Below are 17,308 nucleotides of genomic sequence, written 5' to 3'. Positions count from 1 at the left end.
ACTTTAGACTCTGGAAACATAGTGGTAATCGTTTAAATCTTATAATTCAGCACTATAAATTTAATACTTTTATCGCTATGTTTCTAATTATCACTGAAATATATTTATTACTATTTCGAACTCACGTGGTTATTAGGATGTCATAATCCTTTCCGCGCATTTTATCCGTCAATTCTTCTACCGTCAGGCAAGTATCACAACTTATGCCGTTCTGTACAAGCATATCCCGTATCATGCTGAGCGTCACAAGGTCATTGTCTATCACCATTACGCTGTAATTTGAAATAATGTCTTGCACCTGTTCTTTCTTCGCGTCAGATTCTGTTTCTTCGGTTTTCGGCAATGGAAGAACAACGGTGAACTTGCTGCCTTTATCCTTTACGCTTTCCACCGATATACGTCCGTTCATCAGTTCCACAAGCTGTTTCACGATGGGAAGTCCCAACCCGAAGCCGTCCTGCGTGGCGGCATTGCCCAGCCGCTCGAAAGGCTTGAATATCCGTTCCTTTTGTTCTTCGCTGATGCCCGTACCCGTATCCTCCACCGTCAGCGTAAAAACACCGCCCTTGTATCTGGTTGCCAGAGCAATAGTGCCGTTGTCCGTGAATTTGATGGCATTGGAAAGCAGGTTGCCGCCTATGCTCAAAATACGGTTCTTGTCGCCGTCCACTACTTCATTCGCATAGTTACAAACGGTCAAGGTCAAATGCTTTGACTTTGCTTGCATGGTAAACTCCGTTTCAAGAGTATCCGCTATCAGGTTTAGCCTGAATGGTTTGGATAGGATTGTCACTTTCCTGCTGTCCAACCTGAAATAGTCCAAGAGGCTGTTCAGCATGGATGCCATGCGTCCTGCCGAAGTCTTTATTGTTTCCGCATGGCGCACTCGGCTATCCTTGTTGTCATCGTTCAGCAAAAGTTCGGCGTTGCCGCTGATGGCGGTCAAAGGTGTACGCAGTTCATGGCTTACGTTCTGTATGAGGTTGCGCCGCAAGCGTAGAAGTTCCTCGTTCTTGGCGTTGCTCTCCTGCAATTTGCCGATAAGCTTTTCACGCTTTTTCTTTTCGTCCGCGTTGCGTTTCAGTTTCCTATGGATGGTGAGATAGGACAGGAACAGCAGAATGATGGCTGCCGATATGGTAGCGGTGAACAGCCTGACGGATAGGCTTTGCGCCTCCACCATCTTCCGCTCTTTCTGTATGAACGCCCCCAATGCCTGCCTGTCAAGGTCGCTGACAAGACGGTTCAGTTGGGTGTTCAATGTCCGGTTACGTGTGCGAAGGCTGTCGGTGTAGGCATCCATCTCCGTCGCCTGTTTCCGTTGCAGGGCAATCAAGCTGTCGCCAAACTCGTGCAACTCTTGGGCTGAGGGAAGTACTTGTACGGTCTTTTTGCCGCCGAAGAAACCTGCGATGCCCTTTTTCTTCTGCTGTACGGTGCGCAGACTGGTCGCACGTTTCGCCACTTCGGGCAGGTGGTTCACCAAAATACTGTCGGCTTCTTCCTGCCGTTCAAATACCGACATGATATGCCGCAGATGTTCCTCCTTGCTTGCCAGTAGAGAGCGAAGAGTGTCTATCTGCGCTGGATACACATATGCTGCACAATGGAACTTCAATGCTTGTAACAGACTATCTGTACACAGACGTTGGATACGGTAATGACTACAGTCTGTTCTGTTCCAATCAATGACACTCTCTCCCAACATGGTAAGCCGAGTGATATATCGATGGACATTGTGAATATCACGTATAGCTTGCTGTACTTCGCTGTTTTGTAAATCAATTTCTGATATTCGATGTCGTTCACGTACCAGAATTGATGCCATAAAGCCGATAAGTACAACTAAGATAAAATATCCTACTAACACTTTATTCCGTAAATTCATTTAAGAATCTATTATTTGAAAGGATGCCTGCTTTATAAAAACAGACATCCTATTGATTTCTATGCCGCTTTTTACAGTTTCCATCCTGAGATTTGTTCCTGAATGTTCCATAGTTGGGCATACAACCCTTTAGCCTGCATCAATGTTTCATGCGTACCTTTTTCCCTTATCCGTCCGTTATCCAACACGATAATTTGGTCTGCGCCCTTAATAGTTTTAAGTCTGTGGGCAATGGCGATGACAGTACGCCCTTTGATGAGTGTGTCTATGGCTTTCTGTACTTCCACTTCATTTTCGGGGTCAAGTGAGGCGGTCGCTTCGTCAAGCAGGATGATTTGTGCGTCTTTCAGCATGGCACGGGCTATGGATATGCGTTGCTTTTCTCCGCCCGAAAGGGTACACCCTCCTTCGCCTACCAAGGTGTCATATCCTTTGGGCAACCGCATGATGAAATCATGGCAACAGGCTTTTTTAGCTGCGGCTATAATTTCTTCTTCCGTCGCGTCAGTTTTACCAAAGCGGATATTATTGCGTATGGTGTCCTGAAACAGATAGACATCCTGAAATACCATAGAGATGTGGCTCATCAGACTTTCTGGATTTATCTCATTCATCGGAACACCATTGAAAAAGATACATCCTTTCTGTGGGTCGTAGAAACGGGCGCAAAGCTTCATCACCGTACTTTTCCCGCTTCCCGAAGGTCCGACAAGAGCCGTCAAGGAGTTTTTCGGGAGCGTAATGTTTATATCATGCAACACTTCCTTGTCCTGATAGGCAAACGATACGTGTTCAAACCGGATGTCGCCCGCTGCCGGGGATTGCCGTTCTCCTTTCATCTCCGGCTCGTTCATCAAGGAAAGGATGCGTCCACCGGCAATGGAAAAATAGCGGAACTCGGTAAAGTTTGTCAGTGCGGAAGTCAGCGGGTCAAACACACGAGAACCGACCACAAGGAACAGCACAAATACAAGGATTGAAAGTTTTCCTCCCAATAAAAGATAAGTTCCGCATAGCACCATCATTGTCAGCCCGGCACGTACCAGAGTAATGCTCAACAGAACAAACGGGCCTAACAAGGCTTCCTGACGGATGCAAGCACGGCGAAGTTCCGCAAAAGCATCGCGCAACCTAACAAAGCGGTCACCTATCAGATTGTACGCTTTCATTACACGAATACCCTGTAAGTATTCTTCCAACCGATTTCCAGCATTTATTTTTGCTTGAATTTGCCTGCCGCTTAACTTCCGCTGTGCCTTTGTGCTTGCCCACAGGACGAGCAAGGCAAGCGGCAAGGCGGCAAACATACTGACAGCCATCCTCCAATCTATCCATACAAGCGAAGCAAAAGCCAGTACGGGCATGACTATGGCACCCATAAGTTGGGGCAGGTGGTGCGAAATTCCAGTTTCTGCCATCATGAAGTCCGTAACAAGCATAGACGACAAATCACCCGGATCACGTTTCGACAAAAAGCCCAACGATAGTTTCCGCAAGTGCTCCGCCAGCGACAAACGCCCGGAAGCACTCATTTCGTATGCTCCTCTAAAATTGGCTCGGTAGGATGCCCGTTCTGCCAAAGCCATGACCAGCATATAAACAGCCATAATGCCGAATATCCACCACAGGCGGGTCGTGTCAAGCGGCTGTCCGCTCCCGTCAAATGCACTGAAAATGATACGTATCGCTTCTATAGAAAGACAAAACGGTACTATATTCACTAAGTTGGCAAGCATGGTGTAACCCACCGGCTTGTAAAGTCTTTCCGTGTGACCTATTGTAATATTCTTTATTGCATTCATATCTTATTTTATTTATATGCTATAATATGTATTTCTTCCTTTTTACGGATTGTTCTGATGGATGAAAATCCGGCTTCATGCAACCGTTCTTCCAATTCTGCCGGAGTATAGACAACCATACCGTCTATCCGTTCCCTCCACATTTTTCCAAGTTCGGGGTCGCTCGCTTCCAGACTAATAAGGAAACAACCTCCTTCTCGGAGAACACGCGCCACTTCAGACAACGCTATGTTTACAGGCGACCAGAAATAGACCGTTTCAAAAGCCGTGATAGCATTAAAGAATCCATCCTCATAAGGTAATGAACAAACATTCCCTTGTTGTATGAAACATCTTTTATTCAAGTCTTTTTCGTTGTACTTTTGGGCGAATGAAACACTTTCTTCTGACAGGTCTATGCCGTAGATATTTCCTTTCGGACATAAATTCAATAAACGTTTCAAATTCGCACCACCGCCACAGCCTATATCAAGTACATTCCAATTCGGCTGCCATTCCACTTGCTTCATGCCACGATTAGCTAAGGATGCATGAAAACAATTCATTCCTCGCAAAATCATCCGTCCCCAAAATCCTTGCGGACAACTTGTGTTTTGCAAGACCTTGTTTAAGAAATTCTTCTTTCTCATATTGCTTTTAGTTTTTGTTCAATGTCCAATGGTATGCGCTCGTATAGGCATCCCACATATTTTTATATACACCCTCCGTCACAGACAATTGTTCATGCCTTCCGCATTGCACAATGCTTCCTTCTTTCATGACGACAATCTGATGCGCAGAAATAATGGAAGAAAGGCGATGGGCAATCACAATGACCGTCTTGTCCTTTATCAGCGACTGCAAAGCCATCTGCATTTTATGCTCGTTTTCGGGGTCAGCGAAAGCAGTCGCTTCGTCCAACACCAGTATCGGAGCATTCTTCAATATGGCACGAGCCACACATATCCGTTGGGCTTCACCGCCGGACAGGAATACACCTTTATCGCCTATCCTTGTTTCGTAGCCTTGCGGCAAACGCTCTATGAAATCGTGGCATTGGGCAGCTTTCGCAGCGGCTATCACCTTTTCTTTTGTAGCATCTGGAGAACCTACGGCAATGTTCTCATATAATGTGTCGTAAAAAAGGAAAGTGTCTTGAAATACAAATGAAACCATGTCCATCAGTTTTGCCGTATCTATCTGACGAATGTCAATACCTCCTATACAAATTTCCCCTTGCTCCACATCCCAGAACCGGGGTATTAGGTTGGCAACCGTTGATTTTCCGCTTCCTGAAGGACCGACAAGGGCGGTTATCTTTCCTTGTGGAGCTTTGAAGCTGACATCACGCAAGGCTTCCGTTCGTGTTCCCTGTTCCGTGTTTTCGTAGAAGAATGATACATGACGGAACTCTACATCGTAAGCAGCAGGCACTTGCGGATGTCCCGGCTCCGGCACAGGTTTCTTTTCCAGTATGCGGTCAATGCGGTTTACTCCTTCGTTGATGTCGCGCGTATTCCCTCCTAAAAAAGTCAGTTTGTAAACGGGCGAAGCCATACCCGGTCCCATGATGATAAAAAACAGCCACACCACAGCCAATGAGAGTGAATGCGGACTGGCTTGCAACAGCAGAATACCCATAGGAAGAATAAACGTAACCATCGAATTAAGCAAGACGGTAAATGCTATCATACCGTTCTGATATGTGTCACAACATTTCAAGGCGAATGTCTTGTATGCCTGAATTTCGGTATTGAACTGGCGGAATGAGCGGACGCTCTGCCCGAAAATCTTGACTACGGGCATTCCCCGTACATACTGCACGGCGGACGCGCTCATCTTTTCCTGCGCATCGTAATAGATGGCCATGAACTCCCTTGCCCTTTTTCCCATGAAATTAGAAAATTGCAGGAATAAGCTAAGCACCACAACGGCCAGGCACACGATTGTCAGCCACACATCCAGCGAGAAAAAGATGACCAGCATTACCACTACCGTTGCCATTACATTGACCAAATCCGGAATGGTATGGGCGATGAAGCCCTCTATTTTCTCGATATTCTGGTCCATTGTTTTCTTGATGGCTCCCGTAGAGGTATTGTTCAAATATCCCAAAGGCAGTTTGCCGATATGTTCAGACAGACGGACACGCAACCCATACAAGATACGGAATGCAGCCACATGTGAGGACATCAGGGCGGCATAGAGCAATATCAATCCGCCAACAAGCCCTCCAAATGCAATCCATCCCCAACGCATCATGTCCGTTCCGTCCAAAGCGGAAAGATTGGAGCCATTCGACAGCAACTCTTTCAAAATTTCATAAACTGCCCAATAAGGCACAAGCATACACACCGCGCTGCCAGCCGACAGCAGACCTGCTAATATAAGCAGACCTTTCCTTTGTCCCGCTATCTCGAACAGACGGGACAAACCTTTTTTCTTTTTTGACTTTTCCATTGTTATTACGCTATTTTGATGTGATTTTATATCCGAGCAATGAACTGAATTTGTAGCAGAGCCAAGGGATGCGCCCCAATATCTGCCCGAAGAAGAATCCCCAGCGTGAACGGAAGAACTTCATATAGTTAGCCTGTTCAATGAGCTTTAAAGACGGTTCCCATTGTTCCACCACATACCCGTTGCTTATGCCGGAACGGATTTGAGCCTCGTGTTTGCGGAGCGAATCGGGCTTCACACCATGTCGGCTCATTATCGTGCCGCACACGTCAAACCACAATTCACCTCCCCCGAAACGGTTTGCCACGTGATGCAGGAAGGATTTTACTTGCTTCTCGTAGAAGTACATCAGTACCCCCTCCACGATGAAGATAAATTCTGCTTCGGGGTGCTTCCGGCGCAGGTCATCCATCCAGTCGGTCTCCAACAAAGACGCTTCAATATAGACATTGTCCGGCTGTTCGGGTATCAATTCCCGGCGTAGAGCAATGACCTCAGGCAAATCCAAATCATAAAAGACTGCTTTCTGACTTCCGATACGCTGGAAACGGGTATCCAGTCCACATCCCACATTGACCACGACCGGATGCGAATGTGCTTTAATAAATCGGCGCACAGCGCAGTCAAAATACCATCCACGCACCACGCATCCCACTTCGCTCAACTTTGCCCCGTCGAACTGGGAATAATCGTATTCCAAACTGTCCGCCAGCCATTCCGCAGCCTTGTCATATAGAATGGGATTATTCCGGCGACTTTCTTTGGCTCTCATGTATAGCGGAATAAGCAATGTTTCCGCTACAATACTCTTAAACTCGTATTTCTGTCTCATATTCTTGGAGTGTTTAATAGTGAACGATATTCAGAATTGTTCATAAAAAAAGGAGGAAACCTCCGTGAAGATTTCCTCCTTACCAACCGTTCTGATGCGGTTGAATGTTCGTATGTACGTTGTCTGTATCTCATATCTTGATAATAGCCCTCCAACCTTGGATTTCAAACAGAATATAATCGTGCAAAATAGCCTCCATCTCTTGCCGGGGTACGGAATGCATCAATAGCTCCTCGAACATCGTGAACATCCATACCGTATGCAAATGAATGATAAAATCGGACACAGCCGTATTGATTTCGGGATGTTTCCGCTGCATGGACGCGAACCACGCCTTAACCAATTCCGTGGAACGGTCGGTATAATTCTCACGGAAGCATTCCAATGAAGAACCTTGCGCACGGAACAATAGTATTTCCATTAGCGAACGGTGTTTGTCTATAAGCGAAACATATTCGTCAATGCAGGATTTCAGGTATTTTTCCGACCGCATCATCATAATATCTTCGCCCCGTATGCCGTGGTGTTCTTGCAGCATGGCTTCCAAAGCGCACAAAACAGGACGGACCACTTCACGGAATAATTCATCTTTGCTTGTGAAGTAGTTATAGATATTCCCAACACCAACACTCGACAATTCCGCTATTTCGCGCATGGAAGTCTTGGAATAGCCTTTCTTCTCGAATTGCTGTCTGGCAATCGTCAATATCCGACCCCTTATGTCCTCTTTCAGCACTTGCATTTATAACGAACAATGTCTGTTTTTAATTTTTTGCAAAGGTATAAGGCTTGAAATTGTCGTGCAATACCTATTTTTAGGGATTTTGCGTCTTCCAAAACATGGGGAGCGAACCGTTTCGGTATGCCCGAAACACAAACCTGCTCCCCATCAAAACTTCTCCTTGATGGGTTGGCTTTTATGTTTCTTCAAATCAATCCTATTCCATAAAATAAAGTCTTACTTCATTCTACATCAAGCTCAGGTTTATTAGCAGGCTTATTTGAACCTGATGAACGCCACAGGCTACCACACCGATGCCAAATGCTGCCACGCAGGTGCGAAGCGGTTGGATTGTGCCGGACTTCGCTTTCCTTTGCATCACGGACGCTTGGAACAGCCGTCACGGGGTCGGCGGATAACGCCACTCCCTGCCACAAGCTGCCACGATTGTGCCAACCCATCGTTTGATGCGTAATGCCCATTTACCTTGCGTCCAAAACCGAGTATCAACATTAAAAACAGTATCGACAATGGAAGTATTGATTTTTCAGAAAGAAGCATTCGAGGAAATGGCGGCGAAGTTCAGCCGTTTCTCAGACCGTGTGAACGAACTCCTTGCCAAGCAAGGCAGCAAGTCATTAAACCGTTGGATGGACAACCAAGAGGTCTGCCAACAGTTGAACATCAGTCCGCGCACCTTGCAGACCCTGCGTGACAACGGCACACTGGCTTATTCGCAGATAAACCACAAGGTGTTTTACCGACCGGAGGATGTGCTGCGCATCGTCAAGCCCGTTGAAGGTAAGCTGGCAGACAAAGCCGTTTGATTATTATGTACCACTAAATCCAACGTGACAATGAGTGAAATAATTACCAAGAACCATGCGCTTGTCGCCGAGTTCGGCGACAGCCTTGACCGTCTGCTGGACGGTATCGAGAACTTTATGGCAAACAGCCGTCCGACATTGGGTGGTGAACGCTTCCTGACGGACAGGGAGGTGTCGGCACGGCTGAAAGTGAGCCGGCGCACCTTGCAGGACTACCGCAACAACGGCATAATCGCCTATTACCAGTTGGGCGGCAAGATTCTGTACAAGGAATCGGACATAGAACGGATGCTTGCCGCCAATTACCGGGAAGCGTTCAGGTAGGCTGACGGGAATTCCCTGTAAAACGGTGTTACCCTCAAACGGCGTAAGAGATAGCCTTACACGTCGTTTGAGGGTATCTCTTACGCCGTCTGAGGTCTGCTCAATTTCCCGCTCTCTTTCCACGTGACGGGGAGAGCGAAAAGAAAAGGTTGACGGGCTGTCTGTTGTTCATGGTCAGCCTGCTCATGATGAACCGCCGGAAAGCCATGCTCTCCCGATCTCTTAACTTGAAGGAAACGGCTATCACCATTTCAAGGCTGTAAACATCGTAGTTTATCCCGTTGTCCTGTTTGATGTACCGCTTCGTTTCGCTTTCCAACAATTCGCCATTCTTGTATATGGCATGGACAGCCTTGCGGATGTGGCAGCCGAACACGTTGAACGCATCGGACATTTCCTGCTGCGTCATCCAAACGGGAGCGGTCGGCATGGCAACCGCCCCGTTTTCTGTGATTGTGATTATTCCCCGTTCCATTGTCATGCCTCATATTTATTTATTATCAATGCTTGTTCCTTTTGGCAGTTCTTGTCTTTTGTACCATTTGCCCGTTCCGTACATCATTCTGACCGCCATCAGAGTGTCCATGTCCTTTGAAATCTTCTTGTCAGTCACCTCCGCGTACCGCTGGGTGGTCTTTATGCCTGAGTGCCCCATCATCTTGGCGATGCTCTCAATGGGTATGCCCTCCGAAATCAAGAAAGTTCCAAACGAGTGTCTGCTTTGATGGTAGGACAAGTTTTCTTTCCGTCCTATCGCCACGCCCAGCTCGTGTATCTCGAACCACATCTCGTCACGGCTCGGAAGTGGAAACACGGGCTTCGTGTCGTCGGTCGTGTTGTAGAGGTCGAGTATCTGCTCCGCTATCGGATGCAGGGGGATGAACGCCTCCACGTTGGTCTTCTTGCGGTTGATGCGGATGTAACGCCTGCCGTCCGCCGTCGTGCCGATATGGTGCGGATGGAGCAGCATGATGTCCACATACGCCAAGCCAGTGAACGTTGAAAACAAAAATGCCCTGCGCCCAAGTTCCTGCAACGGGTCGAACATGGGCGTTTCAAGGATGGCTTTCAGTTCCGCACGGCTGATATGCCTGTGCTTCGGCGCGGGCTTCTTCTCGTATTCCATGTCCTCCAACGGGTTGGCACGGAGTATCTCGTAGTCCACGGCGAGGTACATCAGCTTGCTCAGCCAGCACAGGCACTTGTTGATTTGCTGTGCGCTGAAATTCTTGTTGCGCTTCATGAAAGCCTTGTAGGAACTGCCGAACTCCTCCGTAATGTCGCTGAACTCGATGTCCTCCTTGCCCAACGATGTGAGATAGTCTTTCAGGTATTTCTGGTAATATCCCGAATGGCGGTAGGTGGACGTGGAGTTTATTTCCTTTGAACGGGCAAGCAGCCGTTCACGCTCCCTTTCGCCCATCTGCAGCAGCTTGGTGGGTATGACGGCTTTCCTTGCCAGCGCATTTTTGAGCAGTTCGGCACTCACCACGTTCTGTTTCTTTAACGAATCCTCATAAGCAAGTTCAACGGACTTCTTGAACTCCTGCAAGCGGTTGCTCTCGCGGACGGTGCGAATGGTTCCCTTGCTGCTGTTCCAGTCCTCCGGTCTGCAATAGATGCCCGTCGCCATCGTGGAACTCTTGCCGTCTATTGTGATGCGGCAGAGGACGGCGGTCGTGCCGTCAGCCTTTACCTTGTTACGGTTGATGTACGGTAATATGGAAAATGTACTGCGCATGGTTGTAATGTTTTTATTAGTTAGAGAACAAGTTTCAAGTCTTTGGTCGCCTCGATGTATTTGTCCATGTCTTCAAACAGCTTTTTCGGGGTGACACGGGCATAGACTTGGGTCGTGGTTATATCGGAGTGACCAAGCATCCGGCTGATGGTTTCAATCGGCACTCCGGCTTCCAGCGTAATCAGCGAGGCGAAGGAGTGGCGTGCCTGATGGTAGCACAAGGTGCTGCTTACCCCTGCGAGGACGGCAAGGGATTTCATGTGCCGGCGGAGGTTTGGATGGTATACCATCGGGAACAGCGTCGGGCGGTTGTCATCATGGTATTTCTCAATTAGGGCGAGGGCTTCCGGCAGCAGCTTCACGCTCGCCCGAAGCTCGTTCTTCTGGCGGCGGTATTTAAGCCACAGGTTGCCCTCATCGTCCGTATAGAGGTTCTCACGGGTGACGCTCACCGCATCCGCATAGGCAGTGCCGGTATAGCAGGCAAACAGAAAAAGGTCACGTACAAGGATGTGCGTGGTACGCCATGCGGGTATCTCCACGTCACGGATTTTCTCGAAGTCCTCGCGGCTCAATGCCCTCGGTGTACGTTCTGTCTTTTGCGGTAAGGTGAAATTTGCAAAGAAGCATCTTTCCGCATACCCCTCCTTGTAGGCGATGCGGCATACCTTTTTCAAGATGGCGAGATAGTGGCGCACGGTGTCCACCGCCAAGCCTTTCACGTCCATCACGAAGTTCTGGTAGTCGTGTATGAACTGTTCGGAAAGTTGCCCAAAAGCGATGTCCTTCGTCTTGAACTGCCACTCGATGAATTCGCCCAATGTCCTTCTCATGTAGTAATAGCCGGGGTAGGTTCCTTTGGCACGGTCGATGCCGATACGTGCCTTCAAGTCCTCGCAGATGCGGTCGGTCATTCTCAGCAGGGTCATCTGCGTATCCATACTGCCTTGGAACAAGTCCTTGACTGCCGTAGCGTCAAAGTCCTGCCCACGCTCCACCAACGTATCAAACGCCGCATTGACCGCAAGCAGCAACTTGTCCAGTTTCGCGTTGGTTTCCACCGCCTCGCGGCTCTTGCCGTCCAGACGGCTTTCCCTTGCGTTCCACAACTCCGGCTTGCACGACAGCTTGCATCCGAACTGCGCCATCGTGCGGTTCACTGTGATACGACCCATTATCGGGGCTTTGCCCGAATTGTCCGTTCCGCTCTTTTTCAGGTAGAGCAGCACCTTGAATTTTTCAATTTTCATACGCTTACTGTTTTTGTTGCAAAATTAACTTATGAGTAAGCGTCCATTGATTTGCAGAACGGTGCGTATCAGCGCAATCGGCACGGGCGTACAACTATTTCATTTTCCGTATGTTACCTGTCCTTGCTTCGGTAACTGACAGCTAACGGCTTGGTAACTGAAATGGCTCAATATTCCGCACTCCGTTGCGTTTCCGGCATTTGGCAGAATAGTGAAAAACCGCTCATTTCAAACGGGTTACGTTTTATCTTTACTTGTTTGCTGACGGGTGCTCTGTGGGTTCTGTTCCATACCAGCCGCCACACATTCGCCAGCACCGTTACTTTAGCTAATAATATCTCACTGGAAGTCGTTTCTAAGATGCTTGGTCATACCAATACCAGAATGACTACTCATTATGCCAAACTGATAGATAAGTGCATAGGTGAGCAGATGGATAGGCTCATGGAAACATTTACTGGAGATTCAAACCTCTAACCCCTCCAATTAAGATTATCCCACTTGCAGTTATTGTGAGTGGGATAATAATTATTTCTGATAAATAAACATCAACACAGCACTTTATTATATATTCTTGGAAAATAAATACATAATCATAATAATGGTTTTAATTTGTCCTTTCATTTTTATAAATTTGAAACTATAAAAAATAAAGTTACATTATGGAAAGGAAAGAAGAATCCCAAAAATCCCCAAAAGAAGCAATAAAAGAAGCAATACTAAAAGCTATTAGAAACGAAACACCTGGTCAACGCAGAACAAGACATAAATTAGGCCCCAAAAATTATGAATCAAAACTAAAGAATATGCATATACCAAACACATTATGTTTCTCACCTGAAGAGTGCATTAAGATATACAAATCATATAATAATACAGATTCTTATCCGTATTTAACCTTGTATACTGAAGTATGTCAAAATGGAAGATTAGATAATATTATTTTTAAGATAATTGAAGAAAGAAAAAACGATATAATCAAAATACTTTCAAAACCTAAAATGGTAAAACGAGGTCGCCCTAAAGCAGATATTACCATTCCATTCACAACTGATAAACAAGAATATCAAGAGCTTTATATTAAAGAATTAAAGAAATTATGCCAATGGGGAAAAGGCAAAAAAGCAATGATAATAATGAAAGCAGCCAAAGACTGCGGAATCTTAAGCGAGATTCCTACCTTTAAATCTGCAAGTTACTATTTCGATATTACAGGCAATGAATCTGGTTATAATAATTACAAACGAAAAAATCTGGAAAACGAATCTCAATATATAGATGCAAAGAAAAAATTAGAAAAAATTAAATCCGATATAGAAAAATAACTTAGTCTTCATAAATGCAAAATATAAAGCTACATCCATTGAATATTCTCACAAAAATAAAAACCTGCCCCCGTTCATATAATCAGGGAATTGCTATTAATGCCCGTCATTAATAAATTCACGTTAAAGGCGTGTTTACTTTAAAGCTGTAACAGATTCAATGCCTAACTTATTCCATCTTGTATTCTTTAGTTGTAAACACCCAATAAAATACACATTGTAGATTCATAAAACCACAAACTTTACCTATAAGCAAATATAAAGTTGATAGGCAGAATTAGCTATTCTTCTATTTGACTTCAATTAGAGTATTGTTAGCCTTCTTCAATTTCCGACCGTTTCACATACAATACCATGCCGCCGTCTTCAGCATGGAGGAGCTTCATGGTGGTCCTGCTTCTGTTTATGAAGATGAAGACATCGCCCAGACGAACGTCATGTCCCATCCGGTCGTGAACCACTCCGCACAGAGAATTGATCCCCTTGTGCATGTCCGTCTTTCCGGGACACAGGAAATAGCGCATAAGATTATTCACACAGAACATGGCGCATAATTTATGTATCAATCCAAATGTCAGGTCAGGATTTCCATGGCTGTCAAAATGGATTCTAATTCCGGAAGGGAAATCCATCGTTACGTCGCTAGCCTCGCTTGACGGAAGATTTCCCTTGCAATGCAGGCCCAATGGAATCAATGTATCATCAGGAGGCTTGTCCAAATGACTGATTCAAGTACGGCTCAGAGCAAATTTCTTCTTCCAGTAATGGAAACAGGAGAATGAATCTTATTCATTCTCACAAAAATCTCTTACAGGCAGGCCACTATTCATTATCTTTCATAAACAGACTAAATACTTCTTTACTCATTATTCGTTCCATGTTTTTTGTTAGCCAAACAACGGAAGAGTGAATAGCCTTACAATGTGTACTTAATCGGATGCTTACCTTTAGTCTATATGAAGTATTTTTATCAAGGAGCGTTTATCTGGGTGGAGTCTTTCAGCTATACCACAAAAGAGAACCTTATGCTATCTCATCTATCGCAAATAATGCCCATCAACACATTATGCGACTAGTAATAAATAGAAATAAATAGCAATAATTATCAATAATTACAATTTAATCATCTGCTATTTTATACTACTAATTTCCTTTAGAAATAATCAAATAAAAAAATAGTTTTGCAGCTAAAATTAAATCAGTTATTAAGGTATGAATAAGAGCCTAAAGAAGATAATAGAAAGGAGTGCGGTACAATTAATCGTATATATAGGTAAAAAATTTGTTAAGCAGATAGAAAAATGGTGGTGTAAGAAAAATGTAGTACAAACAAATCATATCATTAAAAGGTCTGACAAATTAGCTCCTTCAGAAACACTCAATGATGCTATAAACAAAGATACAAGCACCCAAGAAATAAGCTTAATTCACAACATGCTTTATAAAGGGGATACTTGTCTAATTGTTGGAGCTCCTAATACTGGTAAATCCATATTAGCAATGCAAATAGGGTTAGATATAGCTGGAGGAAAAAAATCTAAGATAGCTCCCAATAATGACAATCAGGTAATAAAACCACAACAGGTTTATTATTATGATGGAGAAATGAGAAACTCTGATATACGCAAACGCTTTGGAGAGAATATGGGTAAATATCCCAATACATTTATACGGATACAAGGTGGAGAACTAGATAGCTTGGGGAAATTATATAATGACGTACATCAACGTATAACCAGTGAACATCCACATGAAGATTGCACAGTAATTTTTGATAACATTGCGTGTTTTAATAGAAGTAAAAGCACGAAGGATGTAAATGGTTTCTTCCTATCTATAAACACATTAAAAGCTAAATACGAAAGGCAAGGATGCAATCTTACTGTCATAATTGTAATACACACTGCAAAAAATTATAAAAAGCACAAGCCTCTTGAACTTAATGACTTATCAGGCTCCGCTGAATTTAGCAGGTTTGCCAACTCTGCAATAGCATTAACAGAGTCAAGATTCGGAAACCGCAAACGAGTATTAAAAATTCTTAAATATAAATTCGGTAGTACTCCGAGTGAAGTATCTGTTTGCAATATAGCATCTCATCCTTATCTACATCTTGAGTATGAATGTTCTATACCTGAAGAAGCTGCTTTACCTACCCCAAAAACAGCAAAACCCAGAATAACTAAAGAATCCACCCTAGCCAATACCGAACATATAGCAGTAAAAGACAATCAACCTGTTGAAAATAATGCTCAACCTAATTCCGCAAAGCAAGATAAGCGTAGAAAGGTTACACAAGAAGTATTATCACAAATAAAGCAGCTATATAATGAAGGAAAAACTCAACAGCATATCGCCGACCTCTTACAGCTATGCCGAAAGACTGTGAATAAATACATAAAGTCAATCAAACAAGAAACAATTATATGTGAACCATTACCAGCCAATTAACAACACACAAAACACTCATAAATGTAACCTAATTATGGCATAATAAGAGTCTCATAAAATAAAAATAGAGGCAAACCGTTACGTAGCTTACCTCCATAATTTATCCCGAATTGAGTCACAATTCGGGATAAAGAATTATTGCATTATACCAACCTTAATCCACCCCGAATGACTACCCTAAAATTTCAATATACCAAAGACGATTACCTTGTCCATCAGTACGCTGCACTTTTTGGGAACAAAGATACTTCCCTAAATCTGTCGCTTTGGCTGTTTTCCCAAAAAATCCAGCATGGTCATATATTTGTTGCAGCATGTTTTTTACGTCTTTGAGAGAGTAAATTTTTCCAACTTCAAAAGCATTTATGCAAGCAGTCTTTATTAAATCTTGCACACAATACTCATTGTAGATATTTATTACCTTATCCTCTTTAAAATTCACTCTCTTTAAAGTTGAATAACCCAAGGTAGCATACCACTGATGAAAACGTAAATCTATAAATGGGTTCTGGAAAATCCACTCATCATATTGAGGGTATTTATTTCTAAAATCAGCATATCCAGCAAGTTTGTCTTTATCTGATGCGTTATTATACCATGACTCAAAATCCCTTACTTCTACAGGCTTCCGTCCTATTCCTAATGCAGACTGAATACCTGATATCAATTGATGTGAATTACTATAATAATAACGTCTTTGATACCACTGATTCCACTTGGCAGCCATAACCAGATAATTGAAACCAAGTGTGGACTGACCATTTTTCTGTATGACATCAACATAATCACTTACGAATTTCTCTTCAGGCGATATTTTGAGATGAAGATCAACTAACCATTTTTTTGATTTTTCTGGACTTGCATCATACATGTCAAGACGTTCTTTTGTAGTCTGCTCCATCTCACTCTGACTTTGCCTGAACTCAACTTCTGTTACAGGATTTGGAACAGTTTTATAGTATAATGTAGCATCATGACGAAATGGATTACAGTCAAGCCTTTGCCTTCCAAGAATCTGTGAAAGATCAATTGCAACATCGAGACTTAACCACTCTTTTCCTCCATCAATAAAAATATAAGTACTGGCATTTGTAGAATAAAAATCTACACCCTCGAAAGAAGCTTTTGTACAAAACGTAAAGGTCTTGTTTATCGGATTATTGCGATCGGTACATAAACCGCCTATTGTAAAACCCTTTGGCAGTTCTGAACTTTTACTTTCTGAACATAAAATTGTAACTTCTTCCGGAAGCAAATTATTCTTTTCGATAATCCTTATAATGGACTTTACTTCGTTAAGAAAGATACAAGCTTCACGAGAATACACCACATTTCCCTGTATAATTTTACGTTCAAAATACCCATTATTCCTATATTTCTGTATCAGCTCAGTACATAACTTCACTGCATTCTCACCTTTTTTCATTTGCCGTACTTTCAGTGTCGGTTCTTCAATGACAGCCGGATCCCATTGTAACTTATAATAAGGAAGATTGGCTAATTGAGGGATATAATCCAAGTATATTTCAGGAATAGGTGTAGCAGACAAGTAACATATACGTCTGGCTCTGTTATCTATATTAACGTGAGTTCGATATAAGGAATAAAATTATTCGTTTGATAATTAGGAACATAGCGATAAAAGCATTAAATTTATAGTGTCAAGTTATAACATTTAAGCGATTACCACTATGTTCTCAGAGGATAA

The 17,308-nt window shown here is 43.9% G+C and carries 16 protein-coding genes and 1 pseudogene; 6 read left to right on the top strand and 11 right to left on the bottom strand.

What is annotated here, in order from left to right:
• Positions 1 to 121 precede the first annotated feature (121 nt).
• The 6 genes from H6A28_RS14130 to H6A28_RS14105 form a co-directional block, all read right to left on the bottom strand.
• Positions 122 to 1,888 carry a hybrid sensor histidine kinase/response regulator gene (locus tag H6A28_RS14130; RefSeq protein WP_204480904.1) on the bottom strand — a complete coding sequence of 589 codons (1,767 nt, stop codon included), beginning with the start codon at positions 1,886 to 1,888 and terminating at the stop codon, positions 122 to 124.
• Between the two features lie 71 nt (positions 1,889 to 1,959).
• Positions 1,960 to 3,690 carry an ABC transporter ATP-binding protein gene (locus tag H6A28_RS14125; RefSeq protein ID WP_204480902.1) on the bottom strand — a complete coding sequence of 577 codons (1,731 nt, stop codon included), beginning with the start codon at positions 3,688 to 3,690 and terminating at the stop codon, positions 1,960 to 1,962.
• A gap of 8 nt (positions 3,691 to 3,698) precedes the next feature.
• Complete coding sequence (locus tag H6A28_RS14120) at positions 3,699 to 4,319, bottom strand: class I SAM-dependent methyltransferase (protein ID WP_204480901.1); 621 nt, start codon at positions 4,317 to 4,319, stop codon at positions 3,699 to 3,701.
• Positions 4,320 to 4,326: 7 nt separating this feature from the next.
• Positions 4,327 to 6,129, bottom strand: a complete 1,803-nt coding sequence (locus H6A28_RS14115; protein WP_204480899.1) for an ABC transporter ATP-binding protein — start codon at positions 6,127 to 6,129, stop codon at positions 4,327 to 4,329.
• A 10-nt stretch (positions 6,130 to 6,139) separates the two neighbouring features.
• Positions 6,140 to 6,961, bottom strand: a complete 822-nt coding sequence (locus H6A28_RS14110) for a class I SAM-dependent methyltransferase (RefSeq protein ID WP_122120998.1) — start codon at positions 6,959 to 6,961, stop codon at positions 6,140 to 6,142.
• A 130-nt stretch (positions 6,962 to 7,091) separates the two neighbouring features.
• Positions 7,092 to 7,703 carry a TetR/AcrR family transcriptional regulator gene (locus tag H6A28_RS14105; protein ID WP_204480898.1) on the bottom strand — a complete coding sequence of 204 codons (612 nt, stop codon included), beginning with the start codon at positions 7,701 to 7,703 and terminating at the stop codon, positions 7,092 to 7,094.
• 259 nt (positions 7,704 to 7,962) lie between these two features.
• Here H6A28_RS14105 and H6A28_RS14100 point away from each other — a divergent pair, with 259 nt between their 5' ends.
• From H6A28_RS14100 to H6A28_RS14090, 3 genes are read left to right on the top strand one after another with little or no spacing between them, the layout of a single operon-like run.
• Positions 7,963 to 8,157: a hypothetical protein gene (locus H6A28_RS14100; RefSeq protein WP_204480897.1), complete on the top strand. Its 195-nt coding sequence runs from the start codon at positions 7,963 to 7,965 to the stop codon at positions 8,155 to 8,157.
• A gap of 55 nt (positions 8,158 to 8,212) precedes the next feature.
• Positions 8,213 to 8,509, top strand: a complete 297-nt coding sequence (locus tag H6A28_RS14095; RefSeq protein WP_113748264.1) for a helix-turn-helix domain-containing protein — start codon at positions 8,213 to 8,215, stop codon at positions 8,507 to 8,509.
• A 30-nt stretch (positions 8,510 to 8,539) separates the two neighbouring features.
• Complete coding sequence (locus tag H6A28_RS14090) at positions 8,540 to 8,833, top strand: helix-turn-helix domain-containing protein (RefSeq protein WP_204480896.1); 294 nt, start codon at positions 8,540 to 8,542, stop codon at positions 8,831 to 8,833.
• 100 nt (positions 8,834 to 8,933) lie between these two features.
• Here the strand turns inward: H6A28_RS14090 and H6A28_RS14085 are convergent, their stop codons facing one another.
• The 3 genes from H6A28_RS14085 to H6A28_RS14075 are packed head-to-tail and all read right to left on the bottom strand — an operon-like array spanning position 8,934 to position 11,824.
• Positions 8,934 to 9,314, bottom strand: a complete 381-nt coding sequence (locus tag H6A28_RS14085) for a transporter (protein WP_204480895.1) — start codon at positions 9,312 to 9,314, stop codon at positions 8,934 to 8,936.
• Between the two features lie 9 nt (positions 9,315 to 9,323).
• Complete coding sequence (locus H6A28_RS14080) at positions 9,324 to 10,574, bottom strand: site-specific integrase (protein WP_204480894.1); 1,251 nt, start codon at positions 10,572 to 10,574, stop codon at positions 9,324 to 9,326.
• A 20-nt stretch (positions 10,575 to 10,594) separates the two neighbouring features.
• Positions 10,595 to 11,824: a site-specific integrase gene (locus H6A28_RS14075; protein ID WP_204480893.1), complete on the bottom strand. Its 1,230-nt coding sequence runs from the start codon at positions 11,822 to 11,824 to the stop codon at positions 10,595 to 10,597.
• Between the two features lie 279 nt (positions 11,825 to 12,103).
• Between H6A28_RS14075 and H6A28_RS14070 the strand changes: the two are divergent.
• Both H6A28_RS14070 and H6A28_RS14065 read left to right on the top strand, forming a co-directional pair.
• Positions 12,104 to 12,301: pseudogene (locus H6A28_RS14070) on the top strand (tyrosine-type recombinase/integrase); the annotation flags it as partial.
• A gap of 185 nt (positions 12,302 to 12,486) precedes the next feature.
• Positions 12,487 to 13,149 carry a hypothetical protein gene (locus H6A28_RS14065; RefSeq protein WP_204480891.1) on the top strand — a complete coding sequence of 221 codons (663 nt, stop codon included), beginning with the start codon at positions 12,487 to 12,489 and terminating at the stop codon, positions 13,147 to 13,149.
• A gap of 314 nt (positions 13,150 to 13,463) precedes the next feature.
• Here the strand turns inward: H6A28_RS14065 and tnpB are convergent, their stop codons facing one another.
• On the bottom strand, positions 13,464 to 13,868 hold the full coding sequence (gene tnpB / locus H6A28_RS15245) for an IS66 family insertion sequence element accessory protein TnpB (protein WP_239465381.1): 405 nt from the start codon (positions 13,866 to 13,868) through the stop codon (positions 13,464 to 13,466).
• 493 nt (positions 13,869 to 14,361) lie between these two features.
• Here tnpB and H6A28_RS14055 point away from each other — a divergent pair, with 493 nt between their 5' ends.
• On the top strand, positions 14,362 to 15,600 hold the full coding sequence (locus tag H6A28_RS14055; protein ID WP_204480890.1) for an AAA family ATPase: 1,239 nt from the start codon (positions 14,362 to 14,364) through the stop codon (positions 15,598 to 15,600).
• 172 nt (positions 15,601 to 15,772) lie between these two features.
• On the opposite strand, the gene H6A28_RS15240 is transcribed toward H6A28_RS14055, so the two are convergent.
• A complete protein-coding gene (locus H6A28_RS15240) occupies positions 15,773 to 17,149 on the bottom strand; it encodes a hypothetical protein (protein WP_239465380.1) in 1,377 nt (458 codons plus the stop codon).
• Positions 17,150 to 17,308 lie beyond the last annotated feature (159 nt).

Origin of the sequence: Bacteroides mediterraneensis (genome assembly GCF_016900355.1) — a bacterium.
GTDB lineage: Bacteria > Bacteroidota > Bacteroidia > Bacteroidales > Bacteroidaceae > Phocaeicola.
This window is presented reverse-complemented; position numbering and strand designations above follow the sequence as displayed.

Bases quoted from the DNA above. Each gene is read 5' to 3' on its own strand.
- H6A28_RS14130 (WP_204480904.1), bottom strand. From the start codon at position 1,888: ATGAATTTACGGAATAAAGTGTTAGTAGGATATTTTATCTTAGTTGTA.
- H6A28_RS14125 (WP_204480902.1), bottom strand. From the start codon at position 3,690: ATGAATGCAATAAAGAATATTACAATAGGTCACACGGAAAGACTTTAC.
- H6A28_RS14120 (WP_204480901.1), bottom strand. From the start codon at position 4,319: ATGAGAAAGAAGAATTTCTTAAACAAGGTCTTGCAAAACACAAGTTGT.
- H6A28_RS14115 (WP_204480899.1), bottom strand. From the start codon at position 6,129: ATGGAAAAGTCAAAAAAGAAAAAAGGTTTGTCCCGTCTGTTCGAGATA.
- H6A28_RS14110 (WP_122120998.1), bottom strand. From the start codon at position 6,961: ATGAGACAGAAATACGAGTTTAAGAGTATTGTAGCGGAAACATTGCTT.
- H6A28_RS14105 (WP_204480898.1), bottom strand. From the start codon at position 7,703: ATGCAAGTGCTGAAAGAGGACATAAGGGGTCGGATATTGACGATTGCC.
- H6A28_RS14095 (WP_113748264.1), top strand. From the start codon at position 8,213: ATGGAAGTATTGATTTTTCAGAAAGAAGCATTCGAGGAAATGGCGGCG.
- H6A28_RS14090 (WP_204480896.1), top strand. From the start codon at position 8,540: ATGAGTGAAATAATTACCAAGAACCATGCGCTTGTCGCCGAGTTCGGC.
- H6A28_RS14085 (WP_204480895.1), bottom strand. From the start codon at position 9,314: ATGACAATGGAACGGGGAATAATCACAATCACAGAAAACGGGGCGGTT.
- H6A28_RS14080 (WP_204480894.1), bottom strand. From the start codon at position 10,574: ATGCGCAGTACATTTTCCATATTACCGTACATCAACCGTAACAAGGTA.
- H6A28_RS14075 (WP_204480893.1), bottom strand. From the start codon at position 11,824: ATGAAAATTGAAAAATTCAAGGTGCTGCTCTACCTGAAAAAGAGCGGA.
- H6A28_RS14065 (WP_204480891.1), top strand. From the start codon at position 12,487: ATGGAAAGGAAAGAAGAATCCCAAAAATCCCCAAAAGAAGCAATAAAA.
- H6A28_RS14055 (WP_204480890.1), top strand. From the start codon at position 14,362: ATGAATAAGAGCCTAAAGAAGATAATAGAAAGGAGTGCGGTACAATTA.